This is a genomic window from Nocardiopsis sp. NPDC055824, from assembly GCF_053616335.1.
This window is the reverse complement of record NZ_JBSHDN010000048.1, coordinates 1-23,405: the sequence shown is the minus strand read 5'-3', so window position 1 is coordinate 23,405 and position 23,405 is coordinate 1. Positions and strand designations below refer to the sequence as shown.

Below are 23,405 nucleotides of genomic sequence, written 5' to 3'. Positions count from 1 at the left end.
TTGGGTGTACGAGGGGGCGCGACGGGCGCGCCGCCCTCCTGTGCGTACGGGGAGATCCTTTCATGCCGACCTCCTGCGGACAGGATACCCCGGGGGGGTGTTTTTGCCCCTCTGTGACGCCCGGAAACCCGGAGCGATCACGGTCGTCGGAGCACTACCATTGCCCCATGACCAACCGCTCTCATTCCTTCCGCATGCCCGACAAGCCTTCGCTGGACGGTATCGAGGCGAAGTGGGTCGACGTATGGGATGAGTCCGGCGTCTACCACTTCGACCGCACCCGCAGCCGCGAGGACGTCTACTCCATCGACACCCCGCCGCCCACGGTCTCGGGGTCGCTGCACATCGGCCACGTGTTCTCGTACACGCACACCGACACCGTCGCGCGCTTCCAGCGGATGAACGGCAAGGCCGTCTTCTACCCGATGGGCTGGGACGACAACGGTCTGCCCACCGAGCGCCGCGTCCAGAACTACTACGGCGTCCGCTGCGACCCGTCGGTCCCCTACGACCCGGAGTTCGAGCCGCCGGCCAAGCCCGACCCCAAGCGGCAGATCCCCGTCTCCCGGCGCAACTTCATCGAGCTGTGCGACACGCTCACCGCCGAGGACGAGAAGGTCTTCGAGTCCATCTGGCGCCGGCTCGGGCTGAGCGTCGACTGGCGCCACACCTACGCCACCATCGACGACAACTCGCGCGCCGCCGCCCAGCGCGCCTTCCTGCGCAACCTGGCCCGGGGCGAGGCCTACATGTCCGAGGCGCCCACCCTGTGGGACGTCACCTTCCGGACCGCCGTCGCCCAGGCCGAGCTGGAGGACCGCGAGCGCCCCAGCGCCTACCACGAGGTCGCCTTCCACAGGCCCGACGGCACAGCGGTCCACATCGAGACCACCCGGCCCGAGCTCCTGGCCGCCTGCGTCGCCCTGGTCGCCCACCCCGACGACGAGCGCTACCAGGACCTGTTCGGCACCACCGTGCGCACGCCGGTCTTCGGCGTGGAGGTCCCGGTCCGGGCGCACCGCCTCGCCGACCCCGAGAAGGGGTCCGGCATCGCGATGATCTGCACCTTCGGCGACACCACCGACGTCACCTGGTGGCGCGAGCTCCAGCTGGAGACCCGCCCCGTCATCGGCTGGGACGGCCGCTTCATCGCCGACCCGCCCCGGGGGCTGGAGTCCGGCGCCGCCCGCGAGGCCTACGACGCGCTCGTCGGCGCCACCGTCCACACGGCCCGCGAGCGCACCGTCGAGATGCTCCGCGCGAGCGGCGACCTGATCGGCGAGCCCAAGCCCATCACCCACCCGGTGAAGTTCTACGAGAAGGGCGACAAGCCCCTCGAGATCGTCACCACCCGCCAGTGGTACATCCGCAACGGCGGCCGGGACGAGGACCTGCGCGAGCAGCTGATCGCGCGCGGGCGCGAACTCACCTGGCACCCCGAGCACATGCGCGCCCGCTACGAGAACTGGGTCGGCGGCCTCAACGGCGACTGGCTGGTCAGCCGCCAGCGCTTCTTCGGCGTCCCCTTCCCCGTCTGGTATCCGCTGGACGCCGACGGCAACCCGCGCTACGACGAGCCGATCCTCCCCTCGGAGGACCAGCTCCCGGTCGACCCCAGCTCCGAGGTCCCCACGGGCTACACCGAGGACCGGCGCGGCCTGCCCGGCGGCTTCATGGGCGACCCCGACGTCATGGACACCTGGGCCACCTCCTCGCTGTCCCCCCAGATCGCCTCCGGGTGGGAACGCGACCAGGACCTGTTCGAGCGCGTCTTCCCGATGGACTACCGCCCGCAGGGCCAGGACATCATCCGCACCTGGCTGTTCGCCACGGTGGTCCGCGCCAACTTCGAGAACGGCACCCTGCCCTGGAGCACCGCCGGCATCTCCGGCTGGATCCTGGACCCGGACCGCAAGAAGATGTCCAAGTCCAAGGGCAACGTCGTCACCCCCCTGGCGCTGCTGGAGAAGTACAGCTCCGACGCGGTCCGGTACTGGGCGGCGAGCGGCCGCCTGGGCACCGACACCGCCATGGACGAGGGCCAGATGAAGGTCGGCCGACGGCTGTCCATCAAGATCCTCAACGCCAGCAAGTTCGTCATGTCCGTCGCGGGCGAGGGCGCCACGGCCGACCCCGACCAGGTCACCGAGCCGCTGGACCGCGCGATGCTGGCCGCGCTCGCCGACGTCGTGGAGGACGCCACCGCCGCGTTCGCCGCCTACGACCACACACGGGCCCTGGAGCGCACCGAGCGCTTCTTCTGGGACTTCTGCGACGACTACCTGGAGCTCGTCAAGACCCGCGCCTACGACACCTCGTCCGCCGAGGGAGCCTCCGCGCGCGCCGCGCTCCTCGTCGCGCTGGGCGCCCTGCACAAGCTGTTCGCGCCCTTCGTCCCCTTCGTCGCCGAAGAGGTCTGGAGCTGGTGGCAGGAGGGATCGGTGCACTCCCAGACGTGGCCGGACGCCGCCTCCTACCGCGCCGCGGCAGCCGACGGCGACCCGGTGGTCCTCGCCGCCACGGCCGAGGTCCTGCGCGCCATCCGCAAGGCCAAGTCCGAGGCCAAGCTGTCGATGCGCGCCGAGGTCGAGCACGTGCGGGTCTCCGGCAAGCGGGTCGGGGCCGCCCGCGCGGCCACCGGTGACATCGCCGCCGCGGGCCGCGCGGCCGGGATCGACTTCCAGGACACCGACGACACCGACCTCACCGTCGAGGTGACGCTCCCCGAGGCCGCCGGGGAGTAGGACCGCGGCCGCGGGGAGCGTTCCCGGCGGCCGGGAGCACAGCCGCCAGGGCGCACGGGGCGGGACCGGGGACCCGGTCCCGCCCCGCCGTCGCGCCCGGATCCCCGGCGCGAACCGGCGGCGCCGGACACCGGGGCAGAGCCCGGAGGGCGATAGGCTCGACCGATGTGAGTACCACAGCCCCGGAAGGCGGCCGGATCCCGATCACGGTCCACCGCCTGGACCCCGGCCTCCCCCTGCCCGCGTACGCGCATCCCGGCGACGGAGGGGCCGACCTGCACACCGCGGTCGACCTCGTCCTCGCCCCCGGCGAACGCGCGACCGTTCCCACCGGCCTGGCGATCGCCCTCCCGGACGGGTACGCGGCCTTCGTGCACCCGCGCTCCGGTCTCGCTGCGCGCAGCGGCGTCACCATGGTCAACGCGCCGGGCACCATCGACGCCGGATACCGCGGTGAGATCAAGGTGATCCTGCTCAACACGGACAGGGAGACCCCCGTGAAGCTGACCCGGGGCGACCGGATCGCGCAGCTGGTCGTCCAGCGGGTGGAGCACGCGGTGTTCGTCGAGGCCGACTCCCTTCCGGAGTCGGACCGGGGGACGGGCGGTTTCGGTTCGACGGGGGGCCACGCCGCGCAGCGGTGACGGCTCCCACCAACCCCGGTGCGATCCCGGGACCAACGGAATCGGAGAGGTGAAGGCGTGTTTGGACGCCGCCGCAAGAAGCGGGACAATGAGACCGGCAGAACGGGATCGGAGGCCGGCCCCACCACGGGCGGGGCCGCCGGCGACGTCTCCTTCGGCAACGAGGTCGAGCCTGAGGCGTCCCGGGGCCAGCCCGTCAAGGACGCGGACCGCTACCGCACCACCGGTCCGTGGGACTCCACCGAGGACGCGCCCGAGGCCGGACGCATGGACCTGGGCAGCATCCGGCTGCCGATGGAGCAGGGCACCGAGATCCAGGTGAACGTCGCCCAGGACAGCGCGGGCAAGCAGAAGATCATCGGGGTGACCCTGGTACGCGGCAAGAGCGCGCTCCAGGTGCAGCCCTTCGCCGCCCCCAAGTCCTCCGGGCTGTGGGACGAGATGCGCGAGGAGCTGCGCGAGCAGGTCGTCAAACAGGGCGGGAAGGTCGAGGACCACGAGGGCACCTTCGGCCCCGAGCTCAAGGCGCTCGTCCCCGTCAAGGGACGCACGACCGAGGACGGCAAGCAGCTCGCCCAGCGGGTGCGCTTCATCGGCGTGGACGGCCCGCGCTGGGTGCTGCGCGGCGTGATCCGAGGCGAGGGGGCCTCCAAGCCCGAGGTGATGGCGGAGATCGAACAGCTCTTCGCGGGCATCGTCGTGGTGCGCGGCGACCAGCCGGTGCCGCCGAACGAGCTGCTCCAGATCACCGTGCCCAAGCAGATCCAGGAGCAGATGGCGCAGGCGGCCAAGACGCGCGCCGCCCAGCAGACCGCCCAGCACGGCAACGCCGGGCGCTCGCCCAACGGCGCCGCGCCGAACGGCTCCGGGCCCGCCGCGCCCGGCGGCGCCCCGAGCGGTTCCGGCGACTCCTGAGCCCGGCCACGTGGAGAGGTGCCGGGGGCGCCGCCCTTCCGTAGTCTGTGCCCCATGACAGAGACGACGGAGAAGAGCGCTCCCCGGCCGCTCCCCGAGGACTGGGACCGGGTCCTCGCGGTGGTCGCCCACCCCGACGACCTGGAGTTCGGCAGTTCGTCCGCGCTCGCCCGCTGGACCGGCCAGGGCAAGGACGTCGTGGAGCTCCTGGTGACCAAGGGCGAGGCGGGCATCGACGGCCTCGCCCCCGAGGAGTGCGCGCCGGTGCGCATGGCGGAGCAGCGCGCCTCCGCCGCCGCGGTGGGGGCCGCCACGGTCGAGTTCCTGGACTTCCCCGACGGCACCCTGGAGTACGGGCTGCCCCTGAGGCGGGCCCTCGCGGCGGCGATCCGGCGCCACCGTCCGGAGGCGGTCGTCTCCATCAACTTCCGCGAGCAGTTCGCGGGAGGCGGGGGCTTCAACCACGCCGACCACCGGGTCCTCGGCCCGGCCCTGCTGGACGCGGTCCGCGACGCCGCCAACCGGTGGGTGTTCCCCGACCTGGCGCAGGAGGGGCTCACCCCCTGGCCGGGTGTGCGCTTCGTGGCCTTCGGCGCGTCGCCGCGGGCCGCGCACTACGTGGAGCTGAGCGAGGCCGACCTGGCCGCCGGGGTGGCGTCCCTGGACGCGCACGCCGTCTACCTGGCAGCCCTCGACGGGTTCGACCAGAGGTCGTTCCTGCCCGAGGCCGCCGCCCGGGCCGGGTCGTGGGCGGGGGTGCCGCTGGCCACGGCCTTCGAGGTGTTCGAGGTCTAGGCGTACCGACCGCGGAGGTCGGTGACACCCACCCCGGCCTGACGCAGGCGAAGAGGGCCTCCGGTACCGGTGCGGACGGTGACGTCCGCCACCGGACCGGAAGGCCCCGACGCCCCGCACCGCCCACGCCGCCCCCCCCGCACCCGCCGGACGCCTCGCGCCGGCCCGCTGCGCCGTCGGCCGGGGCCGCGGCCCCCGCGCCGTGCCGTCCGCGCCCCTGCGGCCGGTCCCGGTACGCGGACGCGCCGCGGGCGCCCGACCGGGGCCGACACGGCGCTCCCCGAACCGGCCCCGCCCGCGGTGCGGCGGAAGCCACCGGTAGAAAGGGCTGAGCGTGTCCGCCGGACACGCACCGCCCGGCCTCCCGGGTGCCGGACGGAAACGAGGGACCGGACATGACCGAGGACGCACGGGGCGGGCGCCGGCGGCGACGCCGCTGGTGGGGGGTGGCCGCGGGGCTCCTGGTCGTGCTCCTGGCCGCCTGTGCCGCCTTCCTGGGGTGGGCCCTCACCCCGTACCGGGCCGAACCCGTGCCGCTGGCCGAGGCGGTCGAGAACCCCGCCGTGCAGGTGCGCAACACCGGGGACGCGGTGGTCGTCGCGCCGACCCGGGACGGCACGGGCACCGGCGTCGTGTTCTACCCCGGCGCCAGGGTCGAGGCGGAGGCCTACGTCGCCTCGTGGGCCCCGGTGGTCGCCGACACGGGCGCCACCGTCGTCATCCCCCGGATGCGCCTCAACATGGCCGTGTTCGACGTGAACCGGGCCGACTCCGCGGTGTCGGCCGTCCCGGACGTGGACACCTGGTACGTGGGCGGCCACTCCCTGGGCGGGGCGATGGCCGCGTCCTACGCGGGCGGCGACCCCGCGCCCGGGGTGGAGGGGCTGATCCTGTGGGCGTCCTACGCCACCGAGTCGGCGGGGCTGGCCGACCGCGACGACCTGAGGGTCCTGGCCGTCGCGGGCGGAAGGGACGCCCTCACGAGCCCGGAGGAGTTCGAGGAGAACGTCCGCCACCTGCCCGGTTCCGCGGAAACGGTGTCGGTGGAGGGGATGAACCACGCCCAGTTCGGCTCCTACGGCCCCCAGGACGGGGACGGCGAGGCCGCGCTGTCGGACGGGCGGGCACGCGCGGAGCTGGCCGGGGTCACCGGCGCGTTCCTGGCGCCCGACGCGGCCCCGGAGGCCTGACACGGGGCGCCCGGCCCCCGGACGGCCCCCGGACGGCGGGTGCCGCGGGCCGGTGTGCGCCCCGTGTCCCGCCGGCGGGCCCCGGAGAGGGCAGGCGTGGTCCTCCCGGGGCCGGTCCGTCGAGCGGACCTCAGGAGCCGGGACCCGGGTCCACCGGGTCCGCGATCCGTCCCAGGAACAGGATCGACCCGCCCCGGCGCAGCACGAACACGAACGGCCGGTCGACGGTGAACCTGACCGGCCGCAGGGGAGCGGCCGCCGCGCGGAGCATCATCACGGCGGTGGCCGCGGCGCCCTCGGCGCCCCTCTCGTCCACCTTCAGCACCGACTGGTGGAGGATCTCGTCCACCCGGAGCGGCTCCTCGCTGATCCCGTCGAAACGCGCCTCGTCCGTGACCATGTGACGCACCCCCGCGGACGCGAGGGGCTCCAACAGGGAGGTGTCGGTCTCCACGGTGAACCGGGGCAGGGCGAGGTCGACCTGCTGGGACGAGCGGACCCGGTAGAGCTCCGACAGGGCGGACGCCGTCAGCGGGGGAGGGGAGCCGGCGTCCCCGTCGTGGAGCAGCACGTCCAGGGTGAGGCCGTGGCCGCCCTCCAGGCCGACCATGCTCCACCCCTGCGCCCGAGCGTGGGGCAGTCGCGCCGACCGGTGCATGGTGGGGACCTTCCGCCTCCCGCCCGGTGCGTGGAACGGCCGGTCCCGGGTCAGGCCCGCCTCGAACGGGTCGGACCAGACGACCTTCACCCACAGGGCGTTGACCAGCAGCAGGCGGACGTCGGGGGAGATGCTGCCCGCCGGGAGGAGCTCGTCGATCAGCCCCCGGGTCACGTCGGACACCTTGCCGTTGACCCTGGCGCGCACGCCCTCGGAGTCGTTCTCGAAGTCGGCGCCCTCCACCTCCGCGCCGGGACGCGCGCGCACGCGTGCCGCGAACTCCGCCCGCACCGGGAGGTCGGCGGGCACGTACAGCCCGTTCAGCGCGGCCAGGTCCGGCCCGTCGCCGGAGGCCACCGCGGCGTCCAGGGCGTCCAGCAGGCCCTCGGTGTCGTCGCCGAGGAGGGCCGCCAGCTCTGCCAGGGTGCGGTCGGCGGCCCCGCTCGCGAGCAGCGCCAGCACGGTCCCCACCGAGTGCGGTGACCAGACGTGCGAGGCGCCGGGGCGGACCAGCGCGCGGTCCAGGGCGACGGCGAACTCCAGGTGGTCCGGCCGGGGGGGCGTGCTCTGCTGCATGGTGCTCCTCGCGTAGGCGCTCCGGCTGTTCTGGCCGCCAGCGTACGGAGTCGCGCCGACGCCCGCCAGGACCCGCGTTCCCGGTGGCCGAACGCCGGGCCCCGTGCCGCGGTCGCCGGGGGCCGGGGGCCGGCCCGCGACGGGGCCGTGGTGAGAAGCCGCACGCGACAAGACCGGGTCAAGCATGACAAAGCCGGGCGGGACGACGGGAGGGAGTACGGTGAGCGCCCCCTCGGTCCGTGACGGGTCTAATAGTGTGGGGCATCATGGCCTGTGCGCCCGCGCGGGAGAGGCCCGGCGGGGCGACGGCCACCGAGGACCGACCGGACCGGGAGCAGGATGACTGAGCAGCAGAGGGCAGCCGGGGAGGCCGCCCCGGCGGCCGGGGCGGACGACACGGCGAAGGCGGCGCCGGACGGCGCCCCGGCGGGCGCGTCGGCGCCGGGCGCGGCCGAGGGGCCCGCGCCGGCGGGAGCCCCCGCCGTCACCGAGGACACGGTCGAGGCGCTCGTCCGCTCCCAGCTGTCCAAGGCCCTGGGCGGCAAGCGCGGCATGGTCGAGGCGGCGATGCCCACGCTGGCCTTCACCCTGTCCTACGTCATCGCCTCGGACCTGAGGCTGTCGATCGGCCTCGGGGTGGTCGCGGCGCTGGTCCTGGGCGCGGTCAGGCTCGTGCAGCGCTCCTCGGTCCAGTACGTGGTCACCAGCCTGTTCGGCATCGGCATCGCCGCGGTCTTCGCGATGCGCAGCGGCAACGCCGCGGACGCCTTCCTGCCCGGGATCATCTACAACGCCGTCTACGCGGTGGTCCTCAGCCTGTCGGTCCTGGTCCGCTGGCCCGCCATCGGGCTGATGATCGGTCCGTTCATCGGGCACAAGGAGGACTTCACCTCCTGGCGCTCCAACCCGGCGGTGGTCCGGCTGGCCTCCCGCCTCACCTGGCTGCTGGTGCTGCCCTGCGTGGTCCGCGTGGTCGTGCAGTATCCGCTCTGGATGGCCGACACCAACGGCTGGGCCGACACGTTCGGGCTCCTGGGCCTCTCCAAGATCGCCATGGGCTGGCCGCTCCAGGTCGCCGCGTTCGCGGGCATGGTGTGGGTCCTGGCGCGCGGCCGGACGCCGCTGGAGGAGACAGGGGCGGCGGGCGCCGGGGACGGCGCCCGCGGGGACCGCGCCTAGCGCACCCGCACACGGCTCGAGGGCCCGGGCCCGGTCCGGTACCGGGCCCGGACCCTCGTGGCCCGGCCTCCCGGTGACCGGTCCGGCGTCCGGGGACCGGTCCGGCACGGGGGCCGCGCTCCCCGCAGCCCCCTGAGGGCCGGGGTCAGGCGTCCGCGGCGTCGTCCACGGGGCCCAGCAGGACCTCCAACGGTCCCAGTGCCTCGGGGTCGGCCAGGAACACCACCGTGTCGCCCACCGACAGGTTCCGCCCGGGGTCGGGCGGGCGCACCCCGCCGGGGCCGAGCACGGCGACCAGCGCCACGCCCTCCGGCAGCGCCGCGCTCAGCTCGGACTCCGCGGCCCCCGCGAACGGGCTGGCGGCGCGCAGCACCGACTCGGCGATCTCCGCCCCCGGCAGCGGGGGCAGCGTCCCCTCCTCGTCCGGGTCGTCCTCGGGGGCTCCCTCGACCAGGTCGGCGATCAGCCTCGGCGGCGAGACCGCCAGGTCCACGCCCCACGTCTCGTTGAACAGCCACTCGTTGTCGGGCTCGTTGATCCTGGCGATCACCCGGCCCACGCCGAACTCGGTCTTGGCCAGCAGGGACACCACCAGGTTGACCTTGTCGTCGCTGCTGGCGGCGACGACCACGTCGAAGTCGCCCAGGCGGGCGTCCTCCAGGGTCGCCAGCTCGCACGCGTCGGCCAGCAGCCACTCCACCTCGGGCAGGTCGTCCACCCCGATGGCCCGGGTGTCCCGGTCGATCAGCAGCACGTCGTGGCCGCTGCCCGCCAGCTCCTTGGCGATGGAGCGCCCCACGCTCCCCGCTCCCGCGATGGCGATCCGCATCTCACCCACGTCCCGTCTCGTCGCCCGGTACCCGCGGCGGTCCGTCCGGCCGCTCGGGGAGGGAGTCCGGTTCGCGGCCGTGCCCGACCACGTGCAGGACGTCGTCCTCCTCCAGGCGCACGTCGGACCCGGCGAGGACGATCCGTCCCCGCCGTACCAGGTACACCACCCGCAGCGGGGCGGCCTCCTCGAGTTCGCCGACGCGGGCGCCCGCCCACCCCTTCGGCAGCGGCGCCTCGTTCATCGCCAGCGTCCCGGACGCGTCCTGCCACTCCGGGCCCGCGGTGAGCCGGTCGTCGCCCGGCACCATCCGGCGCAGGAAGGCGTCGGCCGTCCACCGCACCGTCGCGACGGTGGGGATGCCCAGGCGCTGGTAGACCTCCGCGCGGCGCGGGTCGTAGATCCGCGCCACCACGTTCTCGACCCCGAACGCCTCGCGCGCCACCCGGGCGGCGATGATGTTGGAGTTGTCGCCGTTGCTGACCGCGGCGAACGCGCCCGCACGGTCGATCCCGGCGGACATCAGGACCTCTCGGTCGTGCCCCGCGCCGCGGACCGCGTGCTTGGAGACGGAGCCGCGCAGCCGCCGGAAAGCCTCGGGGTCCTGGTCGATCACCGCCACGGTGTGGCCCAGGTCCACCAGCGTGTGCGCCAGCGTGGATCCCACGCGACCGCACCCCATGATCACGATGTGCACCTCGCCCGCACTCCCGTCGAGACAGCCGCACGCTGTGGTCCCGCGTGCCCTCACCGTCACACCATGGCACACATCGGTCCGGCGCGCGCGACGGCCCCCGGCCCTCGCGTACACGGCTGAACAGCGCGGGCGGTACCCGAGGACAGGTAGATTGGGGACGCTTGGTGGCTGTGCGCGCAGGGTCACCCGGAACGTGACCCGACCCGACCACCCAAGGACGAAGCGATGACCCGTGTGGGCAATGAGTTCGAGCTGACAGTAGACGACGTGGCGCACGGGGGCTGGTGTGTGGGCCGCCACAACGACCAGGTCGTCTTCGTCCGCCACGCCCTCCCGGGCGAGCGGGTCCGCGTCCGCGTCACCGAGGAGACCACGCGGTTCCTGCGCGGCGAGGCCGTCGACGTCCTGTCCGCCTCCCCGGACCGGGTCGAGGCCCCCTGCGAGTTCTCCGGCCCCGGCAAGTGCGGGGGCTGCGACTGGCAGCACGCCTCCCTGGAGGCCCAGCGCCGGCTCAAGGGCGAGGTCGTCGCCGAGCAGCTGCGCCACATCGCCGGCATCGAGCGCGCCGTCGTCGTCGAGGAGCTTCCCGGCACCCCCGACGGCCTGGGCTGGCGCACGCGGGTCCGCTTCTCCGTGGACACCGACGGCCACGCGGGACTGCGGCGCCACCGCTCCCACGACATCGAGCCGGTCGACCGCTGCCTGATCGCGCACCCCGGTGTGGCCGAACTGGGCGTCACCGACGTGACGTGGGAGGACACCAAGGACGTGGAGGCCGTCGCCTCCTCGACCTGCGCCGACCGAGCCGTCGTCATCACCCCCACCAAGGCCAGGCTGAGCGCGCTCCCCGACCTCAAGGCGTCCAGCGCTGTGCTGCGCCGCTTCAAGGGCGGGCGCGTGCAGCAGGTGAAGGGCCGCCGCGGGGTGCGCGAGACCGTCAACGGCCGCGAGTTCCGTGTCAGCGCGGGCGGCTTCTGGCAGGTCCACCCGGCGGCGGGCGTGACCCTCACCGACGCGGTGCTGGCGGCGCTGGAGCCCAAGCCCGGCGAGACCGCCATGGACCTGTACTGCGGCGCCGGGCTGTTCACCGGCGCCCTGGGCGACGCCGTGGGTCCGGAGGGCCGCGTCATGGGCGTGGAGAGCGGCGCCGAGGCCGTCCGCGACGCCCGCTACAACCTCAAGGACCTGGAGCAGGTCCGCGTCGAGCAGAACGACGTGGCCGCCCAGCTGCGCGAGTGGGCCGACGTGCGGGCCGACGTCGTCGCCCTGGACCCGCCCCGCGCGGGCGCCGGGACCAAGGTCGTCCGCTCCATCGCCGGGACGCGTCCGCGCAGGATCGCCTACGTCTCCTGCGACCCCGCCACGCTCGCCCGCGACATCGCGGAGTTCGCGCGTTCCGGGTACAACCTGGTGGACCTGAGGGCGTTCGACGCCTTCCCGATGACGCACCACGTGGAGTGCCTGGCGGTGCTGGAGCCCGTGAACCCGGCCCGCCGCCACCGCGAGGACCAGGGCTAGGGGGACCGGGGCCGGGGCCGCGGTCCCGGCCCCGTCGAACCCTCCGTGACCCGGGGCCCGTTCCGGCGCCGGCCGCCGTACAGTGGCCGGGTACACGGGAGACCGAAGGGAACGCACAGGCCATGGCACACGACACGAGGATCCCCGGGCCCGACCACCCCATCACCGTCGAACCCACCACCGGGCGGGTCGTGGTGCGCGTCGGCGGGCTGGTCGTCGCCGACACCACTGCCGCGCTGACCCTGCTCGAGGCGGACTACCGGCCCGTCCAGTACGTCCCGCTCGCCGACGTCGACCGCTCCCTCCTGCGGCGCACGCAGACCTCCACCTACTGCCCCTTCAAGGGGACCGCCGCCTACTACACGCTCGCGGTGCCGGGCGGCGAGGAGCTCACCGACGCCGTGTGGACCTACGAGGAGCCGTACCAGATCGTCGCCGAGATCGGCTCGTACCTCGCCTTCTACCCCGGCCGGATCGAGATCGAGGTCGACGCCCCGGGCTGAGGCCCACGCGTCGGGGCCCGGGGCGCACTACCCCGGGCGCTGCTGCGTCCGCGCCCCTCCCCGTTCCGTGGAGGCGTACCGCGGTGCGATCCCGGACGCGGAGCGGGTGCCGGGCCTGTCTGCGCTCTCCGGTCTGCGGTTCGCAGGGAGGGAGGCGGCACCGGCCTCCGCCCCCGTCATCGGGGAGCACCGTGGTCCGGGCCCCTTCTCCGACGGTCCAGCCGCCGGGCCGGGGGAGGCGGCGGTCCGGCGGCTCAGCCGCGGCGGCGGGCGGGCGCGCGCAGGACGGCCAGGCCGAGGGCGAGCACGGCGAGCCCGGCCCAGGACACCGCGGACAGCCGCTCACCGACCACGGCCACTCCCAGCAGGGCGGCCACGGCGGGCTCCGCGAGGGTCAGCGTGGTCGCCACGGAGGCGGAGGCGTGCCGCAGGCCGTGCCCGAACAGGCGGTAGGCCAGGAACACGGTGAACACCGCCAGGTACAGGGCGACCAGTGCGCCGTCCACCGTGGCCAGCCAGGCCGCTCCGGTGGCCGCCACCACGGGCAGGACGGCGATCCCGCCGCCCGCGAACATGGTGCCCATCACGGCGGGGGAGGGATGGCCCCGCCGGATCAGGCGTTCGGCGACGAGCGCGTAGGCGGAGTAGGAGAACCCGGCGGCCAGCGCCAGGAGCACCCCGGTCGGGCGTACCGGTGTCCCGCCCGCGCCGAGCTCCGAGCCCAGCACGAGGACCGCGCAGCCCAGGACCGCGGAGGCGGTCGCGACCGTCCACCGCGCGGTGGGCCGGGCCTGCCCGGTGAGCCAGGCCAGCAGGCCGGAGAAGACCGGTGCGCTGCCGAGAGTGATCACCGTGGCGACCGCGACCCCCGCGTGCGCCACGGCCGGGTAGAAGGACAGCGGGTACCCGGCGACGGCGAGGGCCCCGAGGGCGAGGGCCCAGCGGGTGGGCCGGTCGCTCCGGGCCAGGAGGGCGGTGGAGCCCCTCCCGGTGAGGAACAGGAGCAGGCCGCCCAGGACCAGGCCGGCCGCGCCGATCGCGGCGGCGGGCGCCTCGGCCGGGGCGAAGGAGGCGGCGGTTCCGGTGGTGCCCCACAGGACCGCCGCGGCGAGGATCGGCAGGGGCCCCTGGAGCGGGGGCGCGGCGGGGGTGCGGGTCGGTGCGCCGGACCGGGAAGGGGAGTGTTCTGGCACGGTGGTTCCTTCGTCGTCGTGTGTTTCGGCGGCGGCGAAACGGGCGCACGACGGGGGGCGACCCGGGTGCGGTCACCGGGGGTCGCCGTTCAAACTCTCCGACGGGGTCAGGAAAGGGTGTGCGTGCGCCCGCTCAGGCGCACAGCGGCGGAAGCACGACGTGCCAGTAGTGGTTCTTCACACGGCCATGCTAGGACGTCCCCCGCCCCGGGCCGCGGGCGGGGTGCCCGCCCCCGCCCCGGGGCGCGGCCGCGGCAGGCGGGGTCCGGGCGGTGCGCCGCGTGCCGTTCCGCGTCCCGCCGGGCGGGCGCGGGGACCGTCCGACGCGGGCACGGAACGTCCTCAGCGCTGCGCCGCCCCGTCTCCCGCGTCGTCCCCGGGGCCGTCACCGTGCTTGCCGCGGCGGGCGAGGTACAGGGCCGCGCCGCCCCCGCCCAGGGCGAGGACCCCGGCGGTCACCAGGCCGGCCAGGGCGCCGCCGGTCAGGGGCAGGGCCGCGGGACCGTCGGCGGCGCCGACGGGGTCCGGGCTCTCCCGGGCCGCGGGCGGCTCCCCGCCGGTGTCCCTGCTCCCGTCCGCGGGGGCGTCCCCGTCGGCCCGGGCACCGCCGTCCGGGGCGCCCCCGTCCGCGTCCGTCCCGTCCCCGCTGTCCGAGCCGTCGGAGGGTTCCCCGGCCTCCGGGGAGGCGGGGTCCTCCCGGACGGCGGCGGTGTCGTCCCCGCCGGATCCGTCCCCGCCGTCGGCGTCCTCCCCGCCGTCGGCCCCGGGGGCCCCTCCGTCGCCGAGGCAGTCCACGGCGACGGCGCCGAGCTCCAGGGCGAACAGCTCGGCCCCGCCCGCGGAGGCCGTGATGGAGGTGGACACCTCGCCGCGCCCGGCGGAGGGGTCCTCCGGCACGCGGGTCAGGACGGTGACGTCGGCCGTCGTGTCGAGGCCGGGGATGTCCACGGTGGCGTTCACCTCGGGGGCGTCGGCCGTGATCGGCGTCCCGAAGACGGAGATGACGCGGTCGTCCTCCGCGGAGCTCCCGATCGTGTTCTCCCAGGCGAGGTCGCCCGAGAAGTCGCACCTGACGGAGTTGTGCAGCGAGGTCAGGCTGACGGCGGGTTCGTCATGGCCCGGAAGGTCCAGCGTGAAACCGCCGCCGAGGGCGGAGACCGCCTCGGCGCGGCCGTCCCCGGCGGCGGTGGTGTTGACGCGGGACTCGACGGGCCCGCCGGTCCCCACGAGCGCGCCGACGCCGCCGCGGTCGGCGGAGAAGTCGGCGGACGGGTAGTCGCCCCCCACGTCCGATCCGACGTAGACCCTGCCCCAGGACCCCTCCGTCACGGAGCCGCCCCCGTGGTGGGACAGGCTGACGAGGGTGCTGCCGGCCGTCGCCGGGAAGTGCTCGTCGGCGTGGGCGGGCGCGGTCGCGCCGAGGGCCAGGGCGGCCGCGCCGACGACGGCGGCGGGGCGCACGATACGCGTGAGAGTACGGGGAACAGACAAGGAACGCCCCTTGCTCGCGGGAGGGATCAACTCCAGAAGGGATGGAAGCCCATAAAAGCTGACAATGATCAACAATTCGGACATTCGCGAGTGTAGTTGACCCTGACCACCGGGGAAGGGACGGCGCGGTTTTGTGGCGCGGTTAATAACCCCTGGTCGGACCGGGTTCGATGGCAGCGTGTGCCGCCGTCGGGCGCCGGTCAGGCGCACACGGGCCCGGAGGCCGGATTCGCGTGATAGGCCATGTCCGTCCCGGAGAGCAGCCTGTCCCAGTCGCGCTGCGCCGGGCTCTCGTGCGGGGACCCGCGCAGCGGGATGCCCAGGAGGCCGGCCAGCTCCTCCGTGCGCCCGCGGGGCGAGGAGAGCTCCTCCCAGTGGTCCCGGAGGACCTCGGACACCCGCTCCTCGGGCAGTTCCAGGAGGACGTGCAGCACTTCGAGGTCCTGCTGGGAGGGGGAGTACTCCCCCAGGAACATCCCGCTCCTGCTCCGCCGGTCGTCGTCTCCGGACTTCGGGTCCAGCCCCGCCATCCACGCGGCCAGGAGCAGGCGCGACTGCCCGTCGGCCCGGCACAGCGACTCCCAGAGGGGGGTGAGGCCGAAGACGGCGCGGGCGGTCCCGTCCAGGATGTCCAGGCGCCACCACGGCCCGTCGGTGAAGCGCACGTCGTAGACCACGACCCTGGACGGCGGGAGGCCGGCCGGGTCGCGGTCGAAGCGCGTGCTGTCCTGCCACACCACGGGCATGTCGTCGGCCGCGGATTCCGGCAGGGCCGCCAGCACGGGTCCGAGGACCGCGTGCCATTGCTCCACCCACGGCTCGTAGCCGGGCATGGGGCAGTAGGTGACCCCCTCCCGCGTCCGGCAGGAGACGGTGTCGGCGCCGTACAGGAGGCGGTCCGACACGGGGACCCCCCAGGTGTAGGCGGTGGCCCCGTGGGCTGCGGTGCCGCCGGCGCCGGCCAGGAGCACGAGGGCCGTGCCCAGGGCCGCCGCCCGGGACGCCCTCCGCCCCGTCGCGGCCAGGGCCAGCGCCACCAGCCCCAGGACTGCCAGCCCCAGGTAGGCCGCGTACAGCTGGACCAGGACGGGGACGCCGGGGGAGTGCACCGGGAACGGGTCGACGGCCATGAGGGCCAGCGACTGCACCCGGGTGACGACCCTGTCCACGCTCTGGGCCGTGTCGAAGGCCGTGATCGTGTACAGGCCGTAGGTGGGCACGACCAGTGCGATCAGCAGGAGCGGGGTGTACGACCGGGTCCAGGCGACGAGCGCCATCGCCCCCGCCGGGCCGACCAGCACCACGACGAACGGCGTCAGGTGGGACAGCGGGTGCACCAGGCCCGGCACCGGTCCCGCGTACTGCCACGCGTCCAGCGCCAGGAGCGCCGCCACGCACGCCCAGCCGACCAGCGCGGCGCCCGCGCCCACCGCCAGGAAGCGGCCCGCCCGACCCAGCGGGCCGACGGGGCTCCGTCCGTAGCGGACCTCGCGGATGGCGGGGAAGGTCACAGCGGCGAACAGGCCCAGGGCCACGATCAGCGCCGACGTCACGGCGCTCTCGTACAGGTCGGACCTGGTGTGCACGAGGGGCTGGTTCGCGGTCGAGAGGGCCATGAGCACCGCAAGGGCCCCGGCGACGAGGAGGAACGGGCTGACGAGCAGCCGCAGCGCCGTGAACCACGACAGCCGCCCGAAGGTGAGGGCGCTCCCGGTGAGGGGCCCGGCGCCCCGGGACCCCGCGGCCGCGGTCCGGGGCCTCCCGGGCCCCGCGCCGGGGGGACCGCCGCCGGGCCCCTCCCCGCCGCGGCCCGTGACGGCTCCGCTCATCGTGCGCACTGCTCCAGCCCGAGGTCCCGGTCCACGCCGGTCAGCAGCAGGTAGGCGTCCTCCAGGGTGGGCTCGACCGGGACGAGCCCGCCGTCGCCGGACCCCCCGGGCGCACCCGCGGGCGAAGGGCCGCGACCGGATCCCGCCACGGTGAGCACCCGGTACCGGCCGTCGGCCAGGCGCCAGGCCGTGTGCCCCTCGCCCGGGTGCCCGGACCTCTCCCAGACGTGGCCGCGGGCGCGGTCCACCAGCTGCCCCGGGGTGCCGTCGAAGATGATCCTCCCCCCGTCCAGGCAGAGCACGCGCTGGCACAGGGCCGCCACGTCCTCGATCTGGTGGGTGGACAGCACCACGGTGCTGTGCACCGCGAGCTCCGACACCAGGCCGCGGAACCGGATGCGCTGCTCCGGGTCCAGGCCGATGGTCGGTTCGTCCAGCAGGAGGAGCTCCGGGTCGCCGAGCAGGGCCGCGGCCAGGCCGAGCCGCTGGCGCATCCCGCCCGAGAGGCGCCGGACGCGGCTGTGGCGGCGGTCGTAGAGGCCGACCCGCCGCAGGCCGCGCCGCACCTCCTCGTGGCGTGCCCGGCGCCCGCCGAGCTCCTTGAGAACCGCCATGTAGTCCAGCAGCCCGAACGCGGTGAAGTAGGGGTAGAACTCGGGGTTCTGCGGCAGGTAGCCGAGGCGGCGCCGGATCTCGGTGCGCTCGGCGGCCCGCTCGGGGTTGCGCCCGAGCACGCTGACCTCGCCCCGGGTGGCCTCCAGGTCCGTGGCCAGGCACCGCAGCAGTGTGGTCTTGCCCGCCCCGTTGCGGCCGAGCAGGCCGGTCACCCCGGGGCCCAGGTCCAGGTCCACGCCGTCCAGGGCGGTGCGGGCGCCGTACCGGCGGACCAGGCCCCGGATCCGGACGGAGGGCGCGCCGGAGGGGGAGGGCGCGGCGCCCCCCGTCCCGGTTCCCGCGGTCTCCGCGCTCATGCCGTCCTCACACGCACCAGGATCGCACCCAGCAGGGCCGCCAGCGCCGTCGCCCACCACGCCTGGGCCTGGGGGGCGAGCAGCTGGAGCGGCGTCGAGTGCTCGGACACGACCATGGAGGCCAGCGCGATCAGCCACGCCAGCCCGACGACCGCGCTGGCGGCGCTCAGGTGCAGCCAGTGGCTGAGCACGAGGGATCCCGCGACGAGCGTCAGGGACGGCAGGAGCCAGAACGCCGCGGTCCACGGGGTGGAGGCCGAGGGCAGCATCAGCGCGACCGCGGCGCACAGGGCCAGGGAGGGCACGAGCACCGCGCAGGTGCGCAGGAACAGGAGCCGCTGGCCCGCCATCGGGGTGACGGAGGTCAGCGCGTGGGCCGGGTCCACCCCGCGCCCGTACGCCAGGGCGACGCCCACCAGGGGCACGATCGGGGCGGTGAAGGTGAAGACCAGCGAACCGCGCGGAAGGTGGTGCGCGGCGAAGAGGGCGGCGACCAGGACCACGACCGACGCCAGGAGCCAGGCCCGGTACAGGCCGGGCGTCGCGGCCAGCAGCTTGGCGGTGCCCTCCCGCAGCCCCAGGGAGGCCAGCAGCGTCTCGACCACGCCGCGCCGGGGGCGGTCCACGACGTCGCGCAACCCCGCCCAGCTCTCGGCGAGCCAGTCCTCGTCGCCGGGGAGCAGGTCCCGGCAGGGCGCGCAGTGCATGATGTGGGCCTCCACGGACATGGCCGTGACGTCGTCGGCCCGGTGGCTCGCGTACTCGTGTGCTTGGGCAGGGGTCAGGTGCCAGCTCATGTCAGTGCCTCCCGTAGGCGCGCCTTGGCGCGCATGACCCGTGTCTTGACGGTTCCCTCGGGGATCTGGAGGATCTGCGCGGCCTCACGGACGGTGAGCCCGTCGAGCACGGTGGCCTGGATGGCCGAGCGCAGCTCGGGGGAGAGGGAGTGCAGGGCCGCGCCCAGCGGACCGTGCTCGATGTTGAGCAGCACGGTGTCCTCGGCGGAGGCGTCGCCGATGGTCTCGTAGGGCTCGGTGTCGCTGTCCGAGATCCAGCGGTTGGCCCGTTTGCGCAGCTGGGAGATGAGTTGTCGGATCGCGATGGTCCACAGCCAGGCCCCGGCGTCGGTGTCGCCGGGACGGGGCGTGAACGAGCCCGCGTTCCTCCACACGGCGAGGAAGGTCTCCTGGAGCGCGGCGTCGAGCTGGTCGGTGTCGGAGCAGCGGTAGCGCAGACGTGCGCGGAGCCAGGGCGCGTGTCTGCGGTGCAGGATCTCCAGGGCCTCGGTCTCGCCGACGGCGATGGCCGCCAGGAGCACCGGGTCGGTGCTCTCCGGGCCGTAGGAGGGGGCGCGGCGGCGCGCGCGGCGGAGCAGCTTCACATCGAGGGCTATCGCGTCGGGTGGGCGGATCGGTTCGGCGGTGCGGGGCGGGCCCGGGGCGCCTTTTCGACGGTACCCGCGCGGCGGCTTCGGTCTGGTCCCCGCAGTGGGAGAAAATGGGGCGTATGCGCCTGAGGATCTTCCTTGAGCCCCAACAGGGGGCCACCTACGAGGATCAGCTCGCCGTCGCCAAGGCAGCCGAGGACCTTGGCTTCGACGCTCTGTTCCGTTCCGATCACTATCTGCACATGGGTGACCACGTCAGCGGCCTCCCCGGGCCCACCGACGCCTGGATCACCCTGGCGGGGCTGGCCCGCGACACCTCCCGCATCCGCCTGGGCACCCTCATGACCGCGGCGACCTTCCGCTACCCCGGCCCCCTCGCCATCACCGTCGCCCAGGTCGACCGGATGAGCGGCGGCCGCGTGGAGTTCGGCTTCGGCGCGGGCTGGTTCGAGGAGGAGCACGCGGTCTACGGGATCCCCTTCCCCGCCTCCGGCCGCGAGCGCTTCGACCGCTACGAGGAGCAGCTGGACATCATCACCGGCCTGTGGTCGACGCCTGCGGGCGAGTCCTTCCGCTACGAGGGCAAGCACTACCGGCTGGCGGAGGGGCCCGCCCTGCCCAAGCCGCAGCAGGGGCCGCGGCCCCCGGTGCTGATCGGCGGGACCGGACCCAAGCGCACGCCGCGCCTGGCGGCCAAGCACGCCGACGAGTACAACGTGCCGTTCTCGTCGCTGGAGGACACCTCCGCGGCCTTCGAGCGGACCCGTGCGGCGGTGCGCGCCTCCGGGAGGAGCGCCCCGATGGTGTACTCGGCCGCGCAGGTGCTGTGCGCGGGCCGCGACGAGGCGGAGGTCGCGCGCCGCGCCGAGCGGATCGGCCGCGAGGTCCCCGAACTCCGGGAGAACGGCCTGGCGGGCTCGCCCGACGAGCTGGTCGATCGGATCGGCCGCTTCGGCGAGGCCGGCGCCGAGCGGATGTACCTCCAGGTGCTCGACATGGCCGACCTGGACCACCTGGAGCTGGTCGCGTCGCAGGTGGTGCCGCAACTGGACTGAGAGGATGGGGCTTGCCGGGGGGTGGCCGCCCGCCCCGGGCCCGCACCCGATAACTTGATATCGAGATACAAGTTGGATACCTTGACATCAAGATAACAGCGGGGGTCCCCCCGACCCGCACCAGGTTTCGGACGCGAGCGCCGGCGTGTGATGTAGACCGCTCGGCGGCGTCCGGTCCAGAACATCGTGGGCGCCCGTGGCCAGTGGGCCGCCTGGCCGGTGGCGAGTGGTGTCGTCGCAGGTCACAGCGGTCATGATGGAGGTCGGGGACAACGGAGGTCACCCCCGCGGTCCTCCGCTCCCGGCCATCCGGCCAGGGCGGCCTCAACAGGTCCCGCACCCGTCTGATGAGGCAGGATGCTGGGGACAAAGTGGCGAGATCAGGAGGCAGACACCGTGTCCACGAACAGCTTCGGCGCCCGTGACACGTTGCGCGTTGGCGACGAGTCGTACGAGATCTTCCGTCTGGAGGCCGTGGAGGGCTCCAAGCGGCTTCCCTACAGCCTGAAGGTGCTGCTGGAGAACCTCCTGCGCACCGAGGACGGTGCCAACGTCACCGCCGAGCACATCCGGGCCCTCGGCGGCTGGGACGCCAAGGCGCAGCCCAGCCAGGAGATCCAGTTCACCCCCGCGCGGGTGATCATGCAGGACTTCACCGGCGTCCCCTGCGTCGTCGACCTCGCCACCATGCGCGAGGCCGTCCGCGACCTGGGCGGCGACCCGGACAAGATCAACCCGCTCGCTCCCGCCGAGCTCGTGATCGACCACTCCGTCGTCGTCGACCTCTTCGGCCGCCCCGACGCCTTCGAGCGCAACGTCGAGATCGAGTACGAGCGCAACTACGAGCGCTACAAGTTCCTGCGCTGGGGCCAGACCGCCTTCGACGAGTTCAAGGTCGTCCCGCCCGGCACCGGCATCGTGCACCAGGCCAACATCGAGCACCTGGCACGCGTCACGATGAGCCGGAACGGCCAGGCCTACCCCGACACCTGTGTGGGCACGGACTCCCACACCACCATGCAGAACGGCCTGGGCATCCTGGGCTGGGGCGTGGGCGGCATCGAGGCCGAGGCCGCCATGCTCGGCCAGCCGATCTCCATGCTCATCCCGCGCGTGGTCGGCTTCAAGCTCACGGGCCAGCTCAAGCCCGGCACCACCGCCACCGACCTCGTGCTCACCATCACCGAGCAGCTGCGCCGGCACGGCGTGGTCGGCAAGTTCGTCGAGTTCTACGGCGACGGCGTCGCGTCGGTGCCGCTGGCCAACCGCGCCACCATCGGCAACATGAGCCCGGAGTTCGGCTCGACCGCCGCGATCTTCCCGGTCGACGACGAGACCATCCGCTACATGCGCCTGACCGGCCGCCCCGAGCAGCAGGTCGCCCTGACCGAGGCCTACGCCAAGGCCAACGGCTTCTGGCACGACCCGTCCGTCGAGCCCGAGTTCTCCGAGTACCTGGAGCTCGACCTCGGCGACGTCGTCCCGTCCATCGCCGGCCCCAAGCGCCCGCAGGACCGCATCGCGCTGTCCGACGCCAAGACCACCTGGCGCCACGACATCCGCGACTACGTCCAGGACGACGCCGACGAGGCCGGCGAGGAGTCCTTCCCGGCCTCCGACGCCCCGGCCCAGACCGCCAACGGCGCCCGCCCGCACAAGTCCGTCAAGGTCACCATGGCCGACGGCACCGAGACCGAGATCGACCACGGCGCCGTCGTGATCGCCGCGATCACCTCGTGCACCAACACCTCCAACCCCTCGGTCATGCTGGGCGCCGCCCTGCTGGCCAAGAAGGCGGTGGAGAAGGGCCTGTCCCGCAAGCCGTGGGTCAAGACCTCCATGGCCCCGGGCTCCAAGGTCGTCACCGACTACTACGATCGCTCCGGCCTGACCCCGTACCTGGACAAGCTGGGCTTCAACCTGGTCGGCTACGGCTGCACCACCTGCATCGGCAACTCCGGTCCGCTGCCGGAGGAGATCTCCCAGGCGGTCCAGGACAACGACCTCGCGGTCTCCGCGGTCCTGTCGGGCAACCGCAACTTCGAGGGCCGGATCAACCCGGACGTCAAGATGAACTACCTGGCGTCGCCGCCGCTGGTGGTCGCCTACGCCCTGGCCGGCTCGCTCGACGTGGACATCACCACCGAGCCCCTGGGCATCGGCAAGGACGGCGAGCCGGTCTACCTGGCCGACGTGTGGCCGACCGCCGAGGAGATCCAGGAGGTCATGGACTCCGCGATCGCCTCCGACATGTACGAGTCCGCGTACTCGGACGTGTTCGCCGGCGACGACCGCTGGCGCTCGCTGCCCACGCCGACCGGCAACACCTTCGAGTGGGAGGTCGAGTCGACGTACGTGCGCAAGCCCCCGTACTTCGACGGCATGGACACCACCCCGTCCCCGGTCACCGACATCTCCGGCGCCCGCGTGCTGGCCAAGCTGGGGGACTCGGTCACCACCGACCACATCTCCCCGGCCGGCGCCATCAAGCCGGGCACCCCGGCGGCCGAGTACCTGAAGTCCAACGGTGTGGAGCGCCGCGACTTCAACTCCTACGGCTCCCGCCGCGGCAACCACGAGGTGATGATCCGCGGCACGTTCGCCAACATCCGCCTGCGCAACCAGATCGCGCCGGGCACGGAGGGCGGCTACACCCGCGACTTCACCCAGCCCGACGGCCCGGTGTCGTTCATCTACGACGCCGCGCAGAACTACGCGGCGCAGGGCACCCCGCTGGTCGTCCTGGGCGGCAAGGAGTACGGCTCCGGCTCGTCCCGCGACTGGGCGGCCAAGGGCACCAGCCTGCTGGGCGTCCGCGCGGTCATCACCGAGTCCTACGAGCGCATCCACCGCTCCAACCTGATCGGCATGGGCGTCCTGCCCCTCCAGTTCCCGGAGGGGCAGTCCGCGGACTCCCTCGGCCTGACCGGTGAGGAGACCTTCTCGGTCACCGGCGTGACCGAGCTGAACGAGGGACGCGTGCCGAGCACGGTCAGGGTCAGCACCGACACCGGGGTGGAGTTCGACGCCGTCCTGCGGATCGACACCCCCGGCGAGGCCGACTACTACCGCAACGGCGGCATCCTGCAGTACGTGCTGCGTTCGCTGGTCTGATCGCACAGACGAAGGGACTCCGATCCATGGATCGGAGTCCCTTCGTCATGTCAAGGGGGGCGGCGCTCACCGGGTTCTCCCCACCTGGCGCGGTAGGATCGACGGGCGTCCGCACCC

At 74.0% G+C, this 23,405-nt stretch carries 19 protein-coding genes; 10 read left to right on the top strand and 9 right to left on the bottom strand.

The window, feature by feature from the left end; all coding sequences use genetic code 11:
• Positions 1–167 precede the first annotated feature (167 nt).
• The 5 genes from valS to ACWGL3_RS12820 all read left to right on the top strand — a co-directional run bounded on the left by valS (position 168) and on the right by ACWGL3_RS12820 (position 6,288).
• Positions 168–2,744 (top strand): valine--tRNA ligase, encoded by a 2,577-nt coding sequence (valS, locus tag ACWGL3_RS12840; RefSeq protein WP_267949133.1) that lies wholly within the window; start codon positions 168–170, stop codon positions 2,742–2,744.
• Between the two features lie 167 nt (positions 2,745–2,911).
• Entirely contained in the window at positions 2,912–3,388 is a 477-nt protein-coding gene (dut, locus tag ACWGL3_RS12835; RefSeq protein ID WP_267949134.1) for a dUTP diphosphatase, read from the top strand.
• A 57-nt stretch (positions 3,389–3,445) separates the two neighbouring features.
• A complete protein-coding gene (locus tag ACWGL3_RS12830) occupies positions 3,446–4,303 on the top strand; it encodes a DUF3710 domain-containing protein (RefSeq protein WP_344184991.1) in 858 nt (285 codons plus the stop codon).
• 54 nt (positions 4,304–4,357) lie between these two features.
• Complete coding sequence (locus ACWGL3_RS12825; RefSeq protein ID WP_267949136.1) at positions 4,358–5,098, top strand: PIG-L deacetylase family protein; 741 nt, start codon at positions 4,358–4,360, stop codon at positions 5,096–5,098.
• Between the two features lie 395 nt (positions 5,099–5,493).
• Positions 5,494–6,288 carry an alpha/beta hydrolase gene (locus tag ACWGL3_RS12820; protein ID WP_267949137.1) on the top strand — a complete coding sequence of 265 codons (795 nt, stop codon included), beginning with the start codon at positions 5,494–5,496 and terminating at the stop codon, positions 6,286–6,288.
• Positions 6,289–6,418: 130 nt separating this feature from the next.
• Here the strand turns inward: ACWGL3_RS12820 and ACWGL3_RS12815 are convergent, their stop codons facing one another.
• Complete coding sequence (locus ACWGL3_RS12815) at positions 6,419–7,522, bottom strand: serpin family protein (protein ID WP_267949138.1); 1,104 nt, start codon at positions 7,520–7,522, stop codon at positions 6,419–6,421.
• A gap of 339 nt (positions 7,523–7,861) precedes the next feature.
• Between ACWGL3_RS12815 and ACWGL3_RS12810 the strand changes: the two genes are divergently transcribed.
• Positions 7,862–8,701 (top strand): DUF3159 domain-containing protein, encoded by an 840-nt coding sequence (locus tag ACWGL3_RS12810; RefSeq protein WP_352985115.1) that lies wholly within the window; start codon positions 7,862–7,864, stop codon positions 8,699–8,701.
• Between the two features lie 145 nt (positions 8,702–8,846).
• Here ACWGL3_RS12810 and ACWGL3_RS12805 read toward each other — a convergent pair whose 3' ends face one another.
• The gene (locus ACWGL3_RS12805) at positions 8,847–9,539 is read right to left on the bottom strand and encodes a potassium channel family protein (protein WP_267949140.1); all 693 of its coding nucleotides are present in this window, start codon (positions 9,537–9,539) and stop codon (positions 8,847–8,849) included.
• A complete protein-coding gene (locus ACWGL3_RS12800; RefSeq protein WP_267949141.1) occupies positions 9,532–10,227 on the bottom strand; it encodes a potassium channel family protein in 696 nt (231 codons plus the stop codon). Before ACWGL3_RS12800 ends, ACWGL3_RS12805 begins: the two co-directional genes overlap by 8 nt.
• A 225-nt stretch (positions 10,228–10,452) precedes the next feature.
• On the opposite strand from ACWGL3_RS12800, the gene ACWGL3_RS12795 reads away from it, so the two are divergent.
• On the top strand, positions 10,453–11,745 hold the full coding sequence (locus ACWGL3_RS12795) for a class I SAM-dependent RNA methyltransferase (RefSeq protein ID WP_267949142.1): 1,293 nt from the start codon (positions 10,453–10,455) through the stop codon (positions 11,743–11,745).
• Positions 11,746–11,867: 122 nt separating this feature from the next.
• The gene (locus ACWGL3_RS12790) at positions 11,868–12,248 is read left to right on the top strand and encodes a DUF427 domain-containing protein (protein WP_267949143.1); all 381 of its coding nucleotides are present in this window, start codon (positions 11,868–11,870) and stop codon (positions 12,246–12,248) included.
• 254 nt (positions 12,249–12,502) lie between these two features.
• Here the strand turns inward: ACWGL3_RS12790 and ACWGL3_RS12785 are convergent, their stop codons facing one another.
• From ACWGL3_RS12785 to ACWGL3_RS12760, 6 genes are all read right to left on the bottom strand, one after another.
• Positions 12,503–13,441: an EamA family transporter gene (locus tag ACWGL3_RS12785; protein WP_267949144.1), complete on the bottom strand. Its 939-nt coding sequence runs from the start codon at positions 13,439–13,441 to the stop codon at positions 12,503–12,505.
• A gap of 342 nt (positions 13,442–13,783) precedes the next feature.
• On the bottom strand, positions 13,784–14,902 hold the full coding sequence (locus ACWGL3_RS12780) for a hypothetical protein (protein ID WP_267949145.1): 1,119 nt from the start codon (positions 14,900–14,902) through the stop codon (positions 13,784–13,786).
• 230 nt (positions 14,903–15,132) lie between these two features.
• The gene (locus ACWGL3_RS12775) at positions 15,133–16,761 is read right to left on the bottom strand and encodes a hypothetical protein (protein WP_267949146.1); all 1,629 of its coding nucleotides are present in this window, start codon (positions 16,759–16,761) and stop codon (positions 15,133–15,135) included.
• Positions 16,758–17,732, bottom strand: coding sequence for an ATP-binding cassette domain-containing protein (locus ACWGL3_RS12770; RefSeq protein WP_267949147.1), 975 nt, complete (start codon positions 17,730–17,732; stop codon positions 16,758–16,760). Before ACWGL3_RS12770 ends, ACWGL3_RS12775 begins: the two co-directional genes overlap by 4 nt.
• Positions 17,729–18,529: a zf-HC2 domain-containing protein gene (locus ACWGL3_RS12765; protein ID WP_267949148.1), complete on the bottom strand. Its 801-nt coding sequence runs from the start codon at positions 18,527–18,529 to the stop codon at positions 17,729–17,731. The genes ACWGL3_RS12770 and ACWGL3_RS12765 overlap by 4 nt, the downstream gene beginning before the upstream one ends.
• A complete protein-coding gene (locus ACWGL3_RS12760; RefSeq protein WP_267949149.1) occupies positions 18,526–19,113 on the bottom strand; it encodes an RNA polymerase sigma factor in 588 nt (195 codons plus the stop codon). The genes ACWGL3_RS12765 and ACWGL3_RS12760 overlap by 4 nt, the downstream gene beginning before the upstream one ends.
• A gap of 125 nt (positions 19,114–19,238) precedes the next feature.
• Between ACWGL3_RS12760 and ACWGL3_RS12755 the strand changes: the two genes are divergently transcribed.
• Both ACWGL3_RS12755 and acnA read left to right on the top strand, forming a co-directional pair.
• Positions 19,239–20,174: an LLM class F420-dependent oxidoreductase gene (locus tag ACWGL3_RS12755; protein ID WP_452461294.1), complete on the top strand. Its 936-nt coding sequence runs from the start codon at positions 19,239–19,241 to the stop codon at positions 20,172–20,174.
• Between the two features lie 396 nt (positions 20,175–20,570).
• Complete coding sequence (gene acnA / locus ACWGL3_RS12750) at positions 20,571–23,288, top strand: aconitate hydratase AcnA (RefSeq protein ID WP_452461293.1); 2,718 nt, start codon at positions 20,571–20,573, stop codon at positions 23,286–23,288.
• Positions 23,289–23,405: the final 117 nt, after the last annotated feature.

Excerpts from the sequence above, each read along its gene's own strand:
- ACWGL3_RS12810 (WP_352985115.1), top strand. The coding sequence starts at position 7,862 with ATGACTGAGCAGCAGAGGGCAGCCGGGGAGGCCGCCCCGGCGGCCGGG.
- valS (WP_267949133.1), top strand. The coding sequence starts at position 168 with ATGACCAACCGCTCTCATTCCTTCCGCATGCCCGACAAGCCTTCGCTG.
- ACWGL3_RS12790 (WP_267949143.1), top strand. The coding sequence starts at position 11,868 with ATGGCACACGACACGAGGATCCCCGGGCCCGACCACCCCATCACCGTC.
- ACWGL3_RS12825 (WP_267949136.1), top strand. The coding sequence starts at position 4,358 with ATGACAGAGACGACGGAGAAGAGCGCTCCCCGGCCGCTCCCCGAGGAC.
- ACWGL3_RS12770 (WP_267949147.1), bottom strand. The coding sequence starts at position 17,732 with ATGAGCGCGGAGACCGCGGGAACCGGGACGGGGGGCGCCGCGCCCTCC.
- ACWGL3_RS12755 (WP_452461294.1), top strand. The coding sequence starts at position 19,239 with ATGCGCCTGAGGATCTTCCTTGAGCCCCAACAGGGGGCCACCTACGAG.
- ACWGL3_RS12795 (WP_267949142.1), top strand. The coding sequence starts at position 10,453 with ATGACCCGTGTGGGCAATGAGTTCGAGCTGACAGTAGACGACGTGGCG.
- ACWGL3_RS12815 (WP_267949138.1), bottom strand. The coding sequence starts at position 7,522 with ATGCAGCAGAGCACGCCCCCCCGGCCGGACCACCTGGAGTTCGCCGTC.
- ACWGL3_RS12775 (WP_267949146.1), bottom strand. The coding sequence starts at position 16,761 with ATGAGCGGAGCCGTCACGGGCCGCGGCGGGGAGGGGCCCGGCGGCGGT.
- ACWGL3_RS12765 (WP_267949148.1), bottom strand. The coding sequence starts at position 18,529 with ATGAGCTGGCACCTGACCCCTGCCCAAGCACACGAGTACGCGAGCCAC.
- ACWGL3_RS12820 (WP_267949137.1), top strand. The coding sequence starts at position 5,494 with ATGACCGAGGACGCACGGGGCGGGCGCCGGCGGCGACGCCGCTGGTGG.